The organism is Thermanaerothrix solaris (assembly GCF_032334255.1).
GTDB classification, from domain to species: Bacteria; Chloroflexota; Anaerolineae; order Anaerolineales; family Anaerolineaceae; genus Thermanaerothrix; species Thermanaerothrix solaris.
On record NZ_JAUHMF010000001.1, the window covers coordinates 832,121 to 845,319 of the forward strand.

General features: G+C 52.5%; 16 protein-coding genes. 3 read left to right on the forward strand and 13 right to left on the reverse strand.

Features of this window, described 5'->3' with window-relative positions; translation table 11 throughout:
- Nucleotides 1-18: 18 nt before the first annotated feature.
- From QYE77_RS03745 to QYE77_RS03770, 6 genes are read right to left on the reverse strand one after another with little or no spacing between them, the layout of a single operon-like run.
- Complete coding sequence (locus tag QYE77_RS03745) at nucleotides 19-675, reverse strand: uracil-DNA glycosylase (protein ID WP_315624020.1); 657 nt, start codon at nucleotides 673-675, stop codon at nucleotides 19-21.
- Nucleotides 672-1,226, reverse strand: a complete 555-nt coding sequence (rimI, locus tag QYE77_RS03750) for a ribosomal protein S18-alanine N-acetyltransferase (protein WP_315624021.1) — start codon at nucleotides 1,224-1,226, stop codon at nucleotides 672-674. The genes QYE77_RS03745 and rimI overlap by 4 nt, the downstream gene beginning before the upstream one ends.
- Complete coding sequence (gene tsaB, locus QYE77_RS03755; RefSeq protein WP_315624022.1) at nucleotides 1,223-1,888, reverse strand: tRNA (adenosine(37)-N6)-threonylcarbamoyltransferase complex dimerization subunit type 1 TsaB; 666 nt, start codon at nucleotides 1,886-1,888, stop codon at nucleotides 1,223-1,225. Before tsaB ends, rimI begins: the two co-directional genes overlap by 4 nt.
- Entirely contained in the window at nucleotides 1,872-2,384 is a 513-nt protein-coding gene (gene tsaE, locus QYE77_RS03760; RefSeq protein WP_315624023.1) for a tRNA (adenosine(37)-N6)-threonylcarbamoyltransferase complex ATPase subunit type 1 TsaE, read from the reverse strand. Before tsaE ends, tsaB begins: the two co-directional genes overlap by 17 nt.
- Before the next feature lie 8 nt (nucleotides 2,385-2,392).
- Entirely contained in the window at nucleotides 2,393-3,553 is a 1,161-nt protein-coding gene (locus QYE77_RS03765) for an MGDG synthase family glycosyltransferase (protein WP_315624024.1), read from the reverse strand.
- On the reverse strand, nucleotides 3,537-3,764 hold the full coding sequence (locus QYE77_RS03770; protein ID WP_315624025.1) for a DUF951 domain-containing protein: 228 nt from the start codon (nucleotides 3,762-3,764) through the stop codon (nucleotides 3,537-3,539). Before QYE77_RS03770 ends, QYE77_RS03765 begins: the two co-directional genes overlap by 17 nt.
- A gap of 48 nt (nucleotides 3,765-3,812) precedes the next feature.
- Between QYE77_RS03770 and QYE77_RS03775 the strand changes: the two genes are divergently transcribed.
- Together QYE77_RS03775 and QYE77_RS03780 are read left to right on the forward strand one after the other, a co-directional pair.
- Complete coding sequence (locus tag QYE77_RS03775; protein WP_315624026.1) at nucleotides 3,813-4,469, forward strand: site-2 protease family protein; 657 nt, start codon at nucleotides 3,813-3,815, stop codon at nucleotides 4,467-4,469.
- A complete protein-coding gene (locus tag QYE77_RS03780; RefSeq protein WP_315624027.1) occupies nucleotides 4,466-5,449 on the forward strand; it encodes a prephenate dehydrogenase in 984 nt (327 codons plus the stop codon). The genes QYE77_RS03775 and QYE77_RS03780 overlap by 4 nt, the downstream gene beginning before the upstream one ends.
- Nucleotides 5,450-5,455: 6 nt before the next feature.
- Here QYE77_RS03780 and QYE77_RS03785 read toward each other — a convergent pair whose 3' ends face one another.
- From QYE77_RS03785 to QYE77_RS03800, 4 genes are read right to left on the reverse strand one after another with little or no spacing between them, the layout of a single operon-like run.
- On the reverse strand, nucleotides 5,456-5,647 hold the full coding sequence (locus QYE77_RS03785) for a ferredoxin (RefSeq protein ID WP_315624028.1): 192 nt from the start codon (nucleotides 5,645-5,647) through the stop codon (nucleotides 5,456-5,458).
- Between the two features lie 33 nt (nucleotides 5,648-5,680).
- Nucleotides 5,681-6,817, reverse strand: coding sequence for a galactokinase (gene galK, locus QYE77_RS03790; protein ID WP_315624029.1), 1,137 nt, complete (start codon nucleotides 6,815-6,817; stop codon nucleotides 5,681-5,683).
- 27 nt (nucleotides 6,818-6,844) lie between these two features.
- Complete coding sequence (locus QYE77_RS03795; RefSeq protein ID WP_315624030.1) at nucleotides 6,845-7,399, reverse strand: phosphoribosyltransferase family protein; 555 nt, start codon at nucleotides 7,397-7,399, stop codon at nucleotides 6,845-6,847.
- Between the two features lie 27 nt (nucleotides 7,400-7,426).
- Nucleotides 7,427-7,660: a DUF2905 domain-containing protein gene (locus QYE77_RS03800; RefSeq protein ID WP_315624031.1), complete on the reverse strand. Its 234-nt coding sequence runs from the start codon at nucleotides 7,658-7,660 to the stop codon at nucleotides 7,427-7,429.
- Nucleotides 7,661-7,827: 167 nt separating this feature from the next.
- On the opposite strand from QYE77_RS03800, the gene QYE77_RS03805 reads away from it, so the two are divergent.
- The gene (locus QYE77_RS03805) at nucleotides 7,828-9,171 is read left to right on the forward strand and encodes a nicotinate phosphoribosyltransferase (RefSeq protein WP_315624032.1); all 1,344 of its coding nucleotides are present in this window, start codon (nucleotides 7,828-7,830) and stop codon (nucleotides 9,169-9,171) included.
- 10 nt (nucleotides 9,172-9,181) lie between these two features.
- On the opposite strand, the gene prmA is transcribed toward QYE77_RS03805, so the two are convergent.
- From prmA to dnaK, 3 genes are all read right to left on the reverse strand, one after another.
- Nucleotides 9,182-10,102, reverse strand: coding sequence for a 50S ribosomal protein L11 methyltransferase (gene prmA, locus QYE77_RS03810; protein WP_315624033.1), 921 nt, complete (start codon nucleotides 10,100-10,102; stop codon nucleotides 9,182-9,184).
- Nucleotides 10,095-11,213, reverse strand: a complete 1,119-nt coding sequence (gene dnaJ, locus QYE77_RS03815; RefSeq protein WP_315624034.1) for a molecular chaperone DnaJ — start codon at nucleotides 11,211-11,213, stop codon at nucleotides 10,095-10,097. Before dnaJ ends, prmA begins: the two co-directional genes overlap by 8 nt.
- An 86-nt stretch (nucleotides 11,214-11,299) precedes the next feature.
- On the reverse strand, nucleotides 11,300-13,192 hold the full coding sequence (dnaK, locus tag QYE77_RS03820; protein ID WP_315624035.1) for a molecular chaperone DnaK: 1,893 nt from the start codon (nucleotides 13,190-13,192) through the stop codon (nucleotides 11,300-11,302).
- Between the last annotated feature and the right edge of the window lie 7 nt (nucleotides 13,193-13,199).

Below are 13,199 nucleotides of genomic sequence, written 5' to 3' on the forward strand. Positions count from 1 at the left end.
AAATAGACCTTTCCCCTTTCAAAATAGGCTAAGTTGCGTTGGTTGCTCGTCCTGACCCATTTGAGATTCTGGCGATGATGTTACCTCTTCAGGCTGAGATGGTTGAGGCGGACCCTGTCGTGCCATTTCTAAGTATGCCGGTAAACGCCCAAAGTCCTCAATCACCGTCGCTTTTAAAGAGGGTTGATGTAATGCAGCCGCCGGATGATACATTGGGATGATCAACCGACCGTTGACCCATAGGGCTTTGCCATGAACCTCGCTGATCTTCGCATTGGGTAAAAACTTGGCCATTGAAAATCGCCCCAAAGTGACAATAATTCGGGGATTAATGGCCTGTAATTGACGTTCTAGATAAACATCGCAGGCCGCCAGTTCTTCCGGCTGCGGATCGCGATTGCCCGGTGGTCGGCATTTGACCACATTCGTGATAAACACATCCTCTCGCTTTAATCCCGCCTGTTGGAGCAACTCATCCAGGAACTTTCCTGCCGGCCCTACAAACGGTCGCCCTTGCTCATTTTCATAAAAGCCCGGCCCTTCACCAATCATCATGATTTCGGCATCAGGACGCCCTTCACCCGGCACCGCATTTTTGCGGGAATAGTGCAAAATACACCTGGTGCAAACCGAAACCTCAGATGCTATCTGTCGAAGAACAGACTCTGGATTCAAGGCTGACCTCCTCGCATAGATAGACTACCCGTCTCATCTTCTTCATGCAAAAGGCGCTCAACTTGTGGAACATCAACATGATCGAGATTCATGATCAAAGCGTCTTCATGATTATCACGATAATACCCGGGCCGCACCGATATGACCTCAAAACCGAACTTGCGATAGAGAGATTGTGCCGCAAGGTTTGAGCGCCTCACTTCCAGGGTATAGCGCTGAGCTCCCATGCGATGCATCTCGAGTAGCGCCTGTGCCAAAAGACGTTGTCCGATACCCAATCTTCGATGGGCAGGATGAACGGCAAACGTGGCAATGTGGGCTTCATCAATGATCAGCCACACCACAATCATGCCCACAATCTCAAATTGACCTTGGTCATTCTCCTTTTCAGCCACCCATAAATGTGCAGACGGGTTGGCTTCGATCTCAAACCGGTATGAACTTTCCGGCCAAGGTAATGTAAAAGACGCCACGTCAATCTCGTGCACGTGCGGAATGTCTTCCACCCTCATGCGTCGAATCCAAACCTTAGATGTCGCCATTTTCATCATGAGGGGATCCCTTCTGCCTGGTGAAGATAAAGTGGCGCCAAACTATTAACATCATCCACCTCGCCTTTTTTCCACCGTTGCCAGGCCAATTCGGCCAGGAACGCCGGATGACGCATGGAATGAGCCGGTGAAACCAATGCAACGCCAGACTGTCGGGCTAGGCGTTGACGTTCTTGGGCCGTCAACTCACCGCATATAATCACCGGTTCATGTAAGGTTTCGATCAAACCGTCCATTGTCAGGACACGTGGGTGGTTCTCCGCCCACCATCTTCCCTCTCGATAGCGGTAATCTCCAACCGCTAACCGTCCCCGCCCCGCCTGTAAAACCGCCACTAAGCGGCGCTCATCCGGCGGTTGGCCATAGGCAAGGATATCTAGGGTGGGGATCCCGATCACAGGCAACTTCTCGGCCAACGCTAAACCTTTCACCACCGCCAAACCAATGCGCAAACTGGTAAAAGAGCCGGGGCCCAACGCAACTCCCAGTGCCTTTAGTTGTTTGATAGAAACCTGAGTGCGCGCTAGCACCCATTCAATGGCAGGTGCCAGTTCAATCGTATGGTGGCCTTGGCTCAACCAGGCGTGCTCGGCCATCACCATATGTCCATCATAAATCGCAATGCCCAACCATTGGGTGCTGGTATCAACGGCCAACAGCATGCACAACTCCTAATACTTGCCGCCGTAAATGCTGTACCAGATGCCGATAGCGTGTCCCCACCGGCGTAAAAAGCAGGCTGCGCTGTTCTTCTGAGACCCAGGTCAGATTAATCCACAACCGTTCCGAGGGAAGAATTGGAGCAATCCGTTCCGGCCACTCAATCACCAATGCCCCCTCTTGGATCAAGTTATCAATATCCAGGTCTACAGCTTCCTCATAGGTGCTTAATCGGTAAGCATCCAGATGAAAAAGAGAATGCCCCTCGGGGCGGCGGTACACATTGACCAAAACAAACGTGGGGCTTGAGACAACGTCGAGTGACCCCCACCCACGCGCGATCCCTTGCACCAAAGTCGTCTTACCTGCCCCCAAATCACCTTGCAAGCAAATCACGTCACCAGGGCGCATTAGAGCCCCTAAACGCATCCCTAGACGGCGGGTCTGGTCTGGGCTACGACTAAATAATTCCAGCGTGTGCGCATCTAGAATGGGCATATTTCAAATTATACCTGCGTTCGCATCCGTTCTTCAAAAGAACGCCGTGCCCAGTTCATTAGCACACGCGCAATTTCGCGAGACGCATAGGGACGAGCCAAACGGTGGGAATTGAGGGCCACTCTTTGGCGTTCTTCGGGTTGCTGAAGCCAAGTATTGAGTGTCAAAACAACTTGCTCCGGTTCTGGTGCCCACACCCCTGCCTGCTCTCGAATCACATACTCCACATTACCATCTTCCTGTCCAGGCATACGGCTATACAGGATGATCGGCAAACCCACGATAAACGCCTCGCTAATTGTGCCTGGTCCTGCTTTGGTAATCAAAATATCTACCGCCCGCATAAAATTATGCATCTCGCGCACAAAGCCATAAACAAACGTTGGGGACTTCCAGGCTAGTTGTTCTAATCTCTGCCGAAGAGTCTGGTTTCGGCCACAAACGACAATCAAGCCAGCCTGCAGATTGGCGTCATTAATCGCCATCGCAACCGCCTCTAAAGGTCCCATGCCCTCCCCACCCCCTACCAGTAGAATTAGTGGCAACCCCTGTGGCCACCCTAAACGGGCGCGAATCTCCTCAGGGGTCTCGGTGGCGTGGTTGAAACGTTCCGCCACTGGCAATCCGATCACCTTTAAGCGTTCCTCCGGCACACCAGCAGCAATGCCTCGTTCTCGCGCTGCTAGAGTAGGCACAATGATCAAATCAGATGAGCCGCAATACCACGCTGTGTGCGTTGAAACCAAATCGGTAACCACCGTTATATAAGGCAGCCCAAACTTTCGTGCCGCACGAGAAATCGGATCATTGAAAAGGGGGTGGACGGAGACAATCAGATCACATGGATGGTCAATTAACAATCGTTCAGCCGATCGTCGTACATAGGGCCATATGGCGTTAAAGACGAAACGGGTGCGCCGCCGACCATCACTCAAGCGATATCCCCAATGCCAAACTTCAGGCACGCGTGAGAGTACTGGATAGGCCTCAGGTGCCAAATCAAACGGTGGGGGGGCATAATCGCGAAAGATATCCACCATCTCTACCGTGACCTGATCGCCAAACTCCAGACTTAATGCTTCAATGATGGCTTCGGCTGCACTCCGATGTCCCCCGCCGGTATCTGAGAAAAGGAAAAGAATATGAGGGCGATCAGGTGTGCGATTCATAATTCTCCCGGGGTAAAATGGCTTTTAATCGGCGAGCCAGTTCGCGCCGTGGCATCAGCACACGGCGACCGCACTTCAAACATTCTAATCCAATATCCGCGCCTAAGCGCACAACGCGCCACACGTAGTTTCCGCAAGGATGGGGTTTCCGCAACCGCACAATGTCTCCCAGTTGCAATTCCGTCAACATCAATCGGATTATACCACCCATGTTATAATCCCTACGGCTAACCCTACCGGTTACTAATTAGGACTCACCATGCTAAATCTGGATCCGTCTACTCTGATCACCCGCATCATTACTCTGATTGTGGCCTTCACGGTGCACGAATTTGCCCACGCCTGGACGGCGACCCGTTTTGGCGATAATACTCCCCGCCAATACGGGCGGCTATCTCTGAATCCCCTGGTTCACCTCGACCCTTTGGGATCCTTGGCTCTCCTTCTGGCCGGGTTTGGCTGGGCAAAACCCGTGCCCGTCAATCCCTATATCTTGAATCGTCGCTCTTCTAGCGCCCTGATGTGGGTTTCCCTGGCAGGTCCCCTCTCAAACCTAATGCTAGCCATCCTTGCTGCGATTCCCCTTCGGTTTGGATTAATCCCCTATTCCACGTGGTCATTGAGCCGCGGATGGCTACCATCACCAGGTGAGTTTTTGATCGGTTTTATCTGGATCAATCTGGTCTTGTGCTTATTCAATCTCATTCCCATCGCGCCACTGGATGGAGATAAAATCCTGGAATATTTTGCACCACCATCTATTGCACGAGTATTAGAAACCATCCGTCCCATGGGACCGCTTTTGCTTATGTTGGTGGTATTTGTTCTCCCCACCCTGGGCATTGATATTCTTGGATTTATCCTTTACCCTGCTTTATCCAATCTGCTTTCGCTCCTTTTGGGAGGATCGCTATGACCATTCGAATGACGATAATCGGTCTGGGCCGTATCGGCCTTTCCATTGGGTTAGCCCTCAAAGATAATCCGCACCAGATTATGCGCATTGGCAACGACGCTGATCCTCAAATTGAACAAAAAGCCCTCAAGATGGGCGCCTTGGACGAAGCCATTCACAACCTGCATACTGCAACTGCGGATGCCGACATTGTGATCCTTGCGGTGCCAATGGACGAGGTGCGTGAAACACTGACCACGATTGCCCCCAACCTTAAACCCGGCGCCGTTATTCTGGACACCTCACCGTTGAAAACTCTGGTCACACGATGGGCCAAAGATTTACTTCCGGCTGAGCGTTATCTCGTTTCCTTCTCACCAAGCCTTAACCCTGAATGTCTCTACCCACTGGTTCCAGGAAGCGAGACACCACGCCCTGACCTCTTCAAAGGCGGGGTCTTCGTTATCACCAGCCCTCCTCACACCCATAGCGACGCGCTTAAGTTGGCCAGTGATCTCGCCGTTCTACTAGGAGGGCAACCCTACTTTGCTGATCCCTATGAGGCCGATGGATTAATGGCGGCCGTTCACGGTCTACCTCAGCTCAGTGCCGTCGCCTTGCTCACTGCGATCACCCGTCAACCAGGTTGGCGTGAGGCGCGCAAATTGGCCGGCCAGGCTTTTGTCGAAGCCACAGAGCCCATCACCCATCTTGATGATCACACTCACCTGGGTGAATCCATCTTGCTCAACCGCGAGAATTTATTACGCCTGTTGGACAATTACATCGCCACTCTGCAGGAGATGCGAGATTACTTGGAGACCGAAGACCGAGAAAGTCTGGCGGCTTTCCTCAAGGAAGCAATCCAAGCCCGCACCATTTGGTGGCAACAACGTCAAAAAGGGGATTGGGAAACCACACCACCTCCCGAGATTCCAAGTAGCGGGCAATTTTTCGCCCGTTTGTTTGGATTGGGCGGGAAACCGATCAAAAAAGAGTAGGGATTTTTATCCTTCAACCCGAATGGCATGCTCAGGGCATTCTTCTGCTGCCTGACACACCAGGTCTTGGAGATGCCATGGTATGGGCTCGAGGACGACCTGGGCGTGCGGAGCACCATCCAGGCTAAACACCTCAGGGGCAATCGTCTCACAAAATCCGCAGCGAATACACCGGTTTGCATCCACAGCGACGATCATGAGCACCCATTTAGAAAAAGAGATTCACACGGTTTATTCAATACGATACGCGCTGGCTCCATCGCTTGCCTGGCAGACATAGACTTCAGCCACGCGTCCAGTTTCATGTTGATAGGCCTCTTTTAGATTGTGAACAAATGACTCAACCCACTCTCGCTGCACCAAATTAACCGTACAGCCTCCAAAGCCAGCCCCGGTCAGGCGCGCCCCCCAACATCCCGGTTGATTAAGTGCAACCTCTACTAAAAAATCCAGTTCCGGTGTACTGACTTCATAGAGATCGCGCAACGAACGGTGTCCCTCTTGCATATACTTCCCCACCAGTGCCACATCACCTTGCTTTAGCGCCTTCACCGCCGCTTCAACCCGCGCAATTTCCTCCACCACATGCTGGGCACGGCGGCGCACCATTTCCGGCAGAAGATGGGCGAGCCGCATAAAATCGCCCATGCTGACGTCGCGTAACGCTTGAATCCCAGGCAGATGGGGCTTGAGTCGTTCAACCGCCTCTTCACAAGCCGCGCGACGTTCGTTATACGCCGAGGTCGCCAACGAACGTCGCACCCCTGAATCCGCAATCACCAACATCACATCCGCCGGCAGAGGCACTGCCTCATACGTCAAATCACGCACATCAAAGCATAAGGCATGGCCGGCAATCCCATGAACTGAAGCAAATTGATCCATCAGACCACAATTAACGCCCACATAGTCATTTTCCGCTCGTTGACAAAGGCGAGCCAGATCCATAGAACGGATCGCCCACATTCCGATGGCTTTCCATAAAGTTGCAAAAGCCACCTCAACCGCTGCCGAAGAGGAAAGCCCTGCGCCAACCGGTACATCCGAAGTATATGTGGCGTCAATTCCTGCTACCGGATACCCTGCCTTTAATAGTTCCCACGCAACCCCCGCCGGGTAAAGTGCCCAAGACGGCAACGGATTCCCATACAGATCTTCTCGCGCTTCTAAGGCCTCTAAGGATAGCGAAAATTCCACCTGCTGGGAGAAATCCATAGCTTGCAAGATAGCCCGTGGTTCATTTAGGCGCCGGGCATGGATCTTCACGTACCGATTGACTGCCGCCGGCAAGACAATGCCTTGGTTATAATCCACGTGCTCACCCAGTAAATTAACCCGCCCTGGCGCCGTAGAAACAAAACGTTCCATAACCCCTCAGAGATGATCGGGTTTGAGTTAGTCCACGAACAGGGGCAGATGATGAAGCGCCACGATCCCCTTCCAGCGTTCTTGGTCGCCCTCTGTGCAAATCGCAGCCTCAACAGCCACAATGGCCTCTGCTTGCGCCATTAAGTTGCGCATACCTTCCAGGGTTGATCCGGTGCTGACAACATCATCCAACAACAACACCTTTTTTCCCTTCAGCATGGCGCGATCTTTTTCGTCCAAATAGAGGGTCTGAGGAACACCCGTTGTGATTGAAACCGTCTCTGAGTGCAACGCCTCGCCCATATAAAATTTATACGCCTTTCGCAGAACAATGTAAGGCTTGTCCAACTCCAGCGAAAGCGCATGGGCTAAGGGGATACTTTTGGACTCGGCGGTGACAATGACATCAAAATCATACCCTACAAGGCGCTCGCTCAGTGCTTTGGCACTGGCCTGCACCAACGCCGTATCTCCTAGGATATTGAGGATTGCGATCCTTAAACCAGGTTTGACCTCAAAAAGCGGCAAGTCACGTTTGAGACCGGCCAGTTCAACGGTATAGACGGGACGCGATTTGGACATAACGTACAACTCTCCTTATCTTCAATGTCAACGGTTGAGAAGACGAACAATGATATTCAGAACAAGGGTCAAGACCAGACTGATAACCACCGAAGCGAGCAAGGGGAAGATGCAGGTAAAGCCAGAGGTTTCGATTTTGATCGTCCCTGGCAAATTTGACAACGAGGGAATCTTGGCCAACCCCCACACAATGCCCCCAACGATGATCAGGACCACGCCCGCAAGCACCAAAAAACGACCTATAATTTCTAAGCCCTGCATTGGCTCATCTCCTCACGGGGAGTATTTTACCGCAAATTTACTTATACCCTGACAAAAATGATTTTCCTTTACATTTTATTCAACTTGACCCGTCTTATAACCCTGCTTATAATCCTTTCGTGTAAATCTTACACTTACGGAAACGTTTTTGCCTAAAGGGAGCAGCCATGAGCATATTCGATGGACAACGCCTGACCAATGCCACGTTTAAACTTGATATTGAACGTATGCGCCGTGGTTGGTACACGGATAAATACTTTGTCAATATCGCTTACATGCTCACCCGCCTATCCGAAATGGGCTATACCTACCAGGGAAAAGCGCACCGTCTACCTGAAGGAATCAGCCCTGAAGGAGTGAAGTGCGGTGATATCGAGGTTGAAATGCAATGGTTCACCCGTCGCCCTGGGCGCACCATCGTTGTGGGTGTGGATAAAGCCCTGACCATGCTCCGTCATTGCACCGGGTATTGGGATGGGGACCAATTCGTCAACACGGCCGACCAACTCGAGGTTTGGGCAGTTCACGATGGGGCCGTGGTCCATGGGAACGGCGACCCGATGAATGCTCAGCCCGTGATGCGAGTGCGTGGACGTTACCGTGATTTTGCCATCTTGGAAACCCCTACGCTGGGTATCTTGACCCGCGCCAGTCGGATTGCGACAAATGTCTATGAAACATTAATTGCCGCCCGCGGAAAGCCAGTGCTGTTCTTCCCGGCGCGCTTCGATCTGCACGAGGTTCAGGCTGCCGATGGCTACGCTTACCAAATCGCAGTTCAGCGTTATAACATGGATTACGGCAGCACTTTGGGCCCCTTCGTCTCTACCGACGCTCAGGGCGATTGGTGGGGAGGATCCGGGGGCGGTACAGTGGCTCATGCAGCCATCGCTTCCTTCCTTGGAGATACCGCAGAAGCCATGCTTGCTTTCGCCCAGGTGTTGCCGGTGAACATTCCGCGCATTGCGCTGGTGGATTTCAATAACGATTGTGTCACCGACTCCCTGGCAGTCTGCCGGGCTATGTTTGAACGTTACTACCGTTTTCTCGAGGAAGGAAACGAGGAAGAAGCACGCCGCTACATTTTGTATGGCGTGCGTTTGGATACCGGTGGCAATCTACGAGATCGCAGCGTGCCGCCACTTGGAGATCCCAGCCTGGATTTAGGGGTGACCCCACGGCTAGTTTTTAACGTCCGGCAGGCGCTAGATACACAATGGGAAACCTGGGATATTCCGACCAAATGGCGCGATGAAGCCCGAAAATACTGCCAACGGGTGAAAATCGTGGTTTCCGGAGGCTTCAACCCCGAAAAAATCAGCCGTTTTGAAAAACTCCATGTCCCGGTGGATATTTATGCCGTTGGCTCAGCCCTTTTCGATAACCACGGCCCGACTGTGACCGACTTTACCGCAGATGTAGTGCGGGTCAAAGTGCACGGGCAATGGGTAGATATGGCCAAAGTAGGACGTCGTCCATTGGATAACCCCGACTTAGAACGAGTGTGGTGAGGCGTCTCTCCTAAGCCTTGCGAAGCGCCAAAGCCACCCAATCCCCACTGGTTCGTTGTTCCAGTGGGGTTAATTTTTTTGTCTTTGCCACATGTTCAATCTCTGTGGCTTGCTCTTGAAGCAACCCCGAGAGAATTAGCACCCCACCTGGTATCACTAAATCCGCCAGACCATCTTCAAAAAGCGCTTTGATCACTGGTGCCAAAATGTTTGCTAAGACTATGGGAGTACGACGCAGACTAAAACGCCCCTGCAAGATCTCGCGCACCGATCCTAAACCCACCTCAATCTGGGACGCCACATCATTGAGATGCGCATTTTCCTCGGTAGCACGCACCGCAGCCTGATCAATATCTACGGCTAATGCTCGGGTTGCCCTTAGTTTAATTGCAGCGATGGCTAGAATGCCAGAACCACATCCAACATCAATCACCTCTTGACCGGGCTGTAAGTAGTGTTCTAGGAGTTCCAGCGATAATTGGGTGCTTGGATGGGTACCAGTACCAAATGCCATGCTGGGATCAATGCGCACCACTACCCGCCCCTGTGGATCAAACTCCGCCCATGGCGGTGCCACAAGCAATCGTTCTCCAATTGGCAGGGGATGATAGTGTTGCTTCCAGGCTTCCATCCAGTCCTGATCCTCAACCCAGCGATAGGTTGGGGATGGCAGTGGTTGGATCTGGCCGAGATGCCAGAGGGCTTCTTCCAAACGCTGACGTACTTCTTCAAGGTGAGCATCAACCACCAGATACCCGAATACTCTTATTGGCCCCACTGGTTGGCCTTCGACCTCATAAACATCATAGGTAACCGCTTGCTCCATGGCTACCCCGCCCTGCGTTGTGAAACGCGATAGCACTTCGGCAACCGCTTCAGCCAGTTCCTCATCTACCGTTAAAGAAACCTCCAACCAGCGTGGCTCAGCCACCTAGAACCTCCTTGAGTAAATCAAGGAAAGACTTCTCCTGCGGGCGGGGTTCTGTACCCATGGTTTTGGCCAATTTCTCAAACAACTCCCGCTGCTCTGCGGTCAGACGGGCGGGAATTTCCACGTTAACGATCACCAACTGGTCGCCCCGACCATTCCCGCGTAAGTGGGGCACGCCTTTGCCTTTGAGACGGAAGATTTTACCAGGTTGAGTTCCCGGTGGAATGGTCAGTTTGGCTTTTCCATCTACGGTTGGCACCTCAATTTCGGCCCCCAACACCGCCTGGGGAATGTTGATATTAAGATCGAGCAAGATGTCATCATCCTTGCGCCGGAAGTACTTGTGCTCCTTAACGCGAATTTCAATATAAAGGTTTCCATTAGGACCACCGTAGACTCCTGGTTGTCCTTCACCTGCCAGTCGGATTTGGGTGCCGTTATCTACACCCGCAGGAATGCGCACCGTCTTGCGCACTGTGCGCCGTTCTAGACCGCGTCCACGGCACTGATGGCAAGGCGTTTGAATGACCTCACCACTGCCGTTGCAGGTTGGGCAGGTGATAACCTGCACCAGTGACCCTAAGAAGGTCTGGCGAGTTTGGCGCACTTCTCCGCGTCCCCCACAAGTCGGGCACCGCGTGGGTGAAGTACCCGGTTCTGCACCGCTTCCATGACACACGCTACACGTCTCATCGCGGGTAATTTCGATCTCTTTCTCGGTACCGAAAATAGCTTCCTCAAACTCAAGCCAAAGGGTGGTATGCAAATCGGCGCCACGACGAGGGGTACGGCGCTGGCGTCGCGTACTTCCACCCATGCCAAACCCGAAGAATTCCTCAAAGAGATCGGCAAAATCAATGGTGGTGAAATCGGGCATTCCGCCCATTCCACTTACCCCAGCATGACCGTAACGGTCATACGCCGCCCGCTTTTCGGGATCTGAGAGCACGCTGTATGCCTCGTTGATTTCCTTAAAAACATTTTCCGCATCCGGCGACTTATTGACATCTGGATGGTATTTCCGCGCCAGACTGCGGAACGCGGCCTTAATTTCATCCAGCGTTGCGTCGCGGCTTACCCCTAATACCTCGTAATAGTCACGTGGTGTCATGGTTTCTTATTCTCGCCTGCACAAAAAATCCCGGCTCCGAGCAAAGCGGAGGATTTTATCCACATTGCATCACATCAGCGAAAAGATTACTCTTTTTCCTTGAACTCCCCATCCACAACTTCGCCATCACTTGCCGATGAGGTAGAGGTCGAGGCGCCACCTGCTGCCGTTTCCTGCGCTGATTGATACATGGCACCACCAACCCACTGGATAACCTGACTAAGCGCATCATTGGCCTGGCGAATGGCCGAAATGTCTTGGCCCTGCATCATTTCACGCAGATGATTCATCGCTTTCTCAACTTGCTGCTTATCCTCATCCGAAATGCGCCCACTATGTTCCCGGAGCAACTTCTCGGCTGCATAGATCATGTTATCTGCCTGGTTACGTACTTCGGCCAGTTCCTTGCGACGGCGGTCAGCCTCTGCATTGGCTTCAGCCTCTTTGCGCATGCGCTCAATTTCCTCTTCCGTCAGCCCCGATGAGGCCTGAATAGTAATATGCTGACTGCGTCCTGTCGCCTTATCCCGAGCCGTAACGGTCAGAATACCATTGGCATCAATATCAAAACGCACTTCGATTTGGGGCACGCCCCGCGGAGCTGGTGGAATGCCATCTAGGATGAACCGCCCCAGGGATTTGTTATCAGCCGCCATGGGACGTTCACCTTGAACCACGTGAATCTCAACCTGGGTTTGGTTATCCGTGGCCGTGGTGAAAATCTGACTCTTGCTGGTGGGAATGGCTGAGTTGCGCTCCACAATTGGAGTCGCCACTCCGCCCAATGTCTCCACCGAGAGCGTCAGCGGGGTTACATCCACCAACACAACATCACGTACCTCACCACCGAGCACTGCTGCCTGAATAGCCGCACCAATCGCGACCACTTCATCGGGATTGACACCTTTATGTGGTTCTTTACCAAAGAGGCGACGTACAGCTTCCTGCACCGCCGGCATGCGGGTCATCCCCCCTACCAGCACTACCTCATTCACATCCGAGGGTTGAAGACCAGCATCACTTAATGCCCGCTTGACCGGTTCAATCGTCCGTTCTATCAAATCAGCGGTTAATTGCTCCAATTTTGCACGGGTGATGGTCTTTACCAAATGCTTTGGTCCGGTGGCATCGGCCGTAATGTAGGGCAAATTGATCTCGGTTTGTAACATGGTGGAGAGTTCAATCTTTGCTTTCTCAGCCGCTTCTTTGAGGCGTTGTAAAGCCTGGCGATCTTGCCGCAGATCAACCCCGGTTTCTTTCCTGAATTCCTCAATGAGATAATCCATCAGGCGTTGATCAAAATCATCTCCTCCCAGGAAGGTATCCCCGCTGGTGGATTTAACCTGAAACACGCCCTCACCAACATCGAGGATCGAGATATCAAAGGTACCACCGCCCAGGTCATAAACGGCAATGACCTCATTTTTCTTTTTATCCAGCCCATAAGCCAAGGATGATGCAGTTGGTTCGTTGATAATGCGCAAGACCTCCAAACCGGCGATCTTACCAGCATCTTTGGTCGCATTGCGCTGGGCATCATTGAAATAGGCCGGCACAGTGATCACCGCCTGGGTTACGGGTTCACCCAGGTAAGCCTCGGCATCAGCCTTAAGTTTGGCCAGGATCATGGCCGAAATTTCAGGTGGAGAATACTCCCGTCCATCCAGGACGACGCGCGCATCCCCATTAGGGGCTTTCGTGACCTTGTAAGGTACGCGGCTGATCGTGCGTTGCACTTCGGGGTCGTCAAATTTACGCCCCATCAAACGCTTGATCGAGAAAATGGTGTTTTCCGGATTCACAATAGCCTGGTTGCGTGCTGCACGTCCCACCAGGCGTTCATGGTTTTTATTGACGGCTACCACCGAGGGAACCAAACGTTCTCCCTCCGCCGAAGGGATAACGACTGGCTCCCCGCCGATCATCACCGCCACCACAGAATTGGTCGTGCCGAGGTCAATGCCTACGATTTTACCCATATCAGAA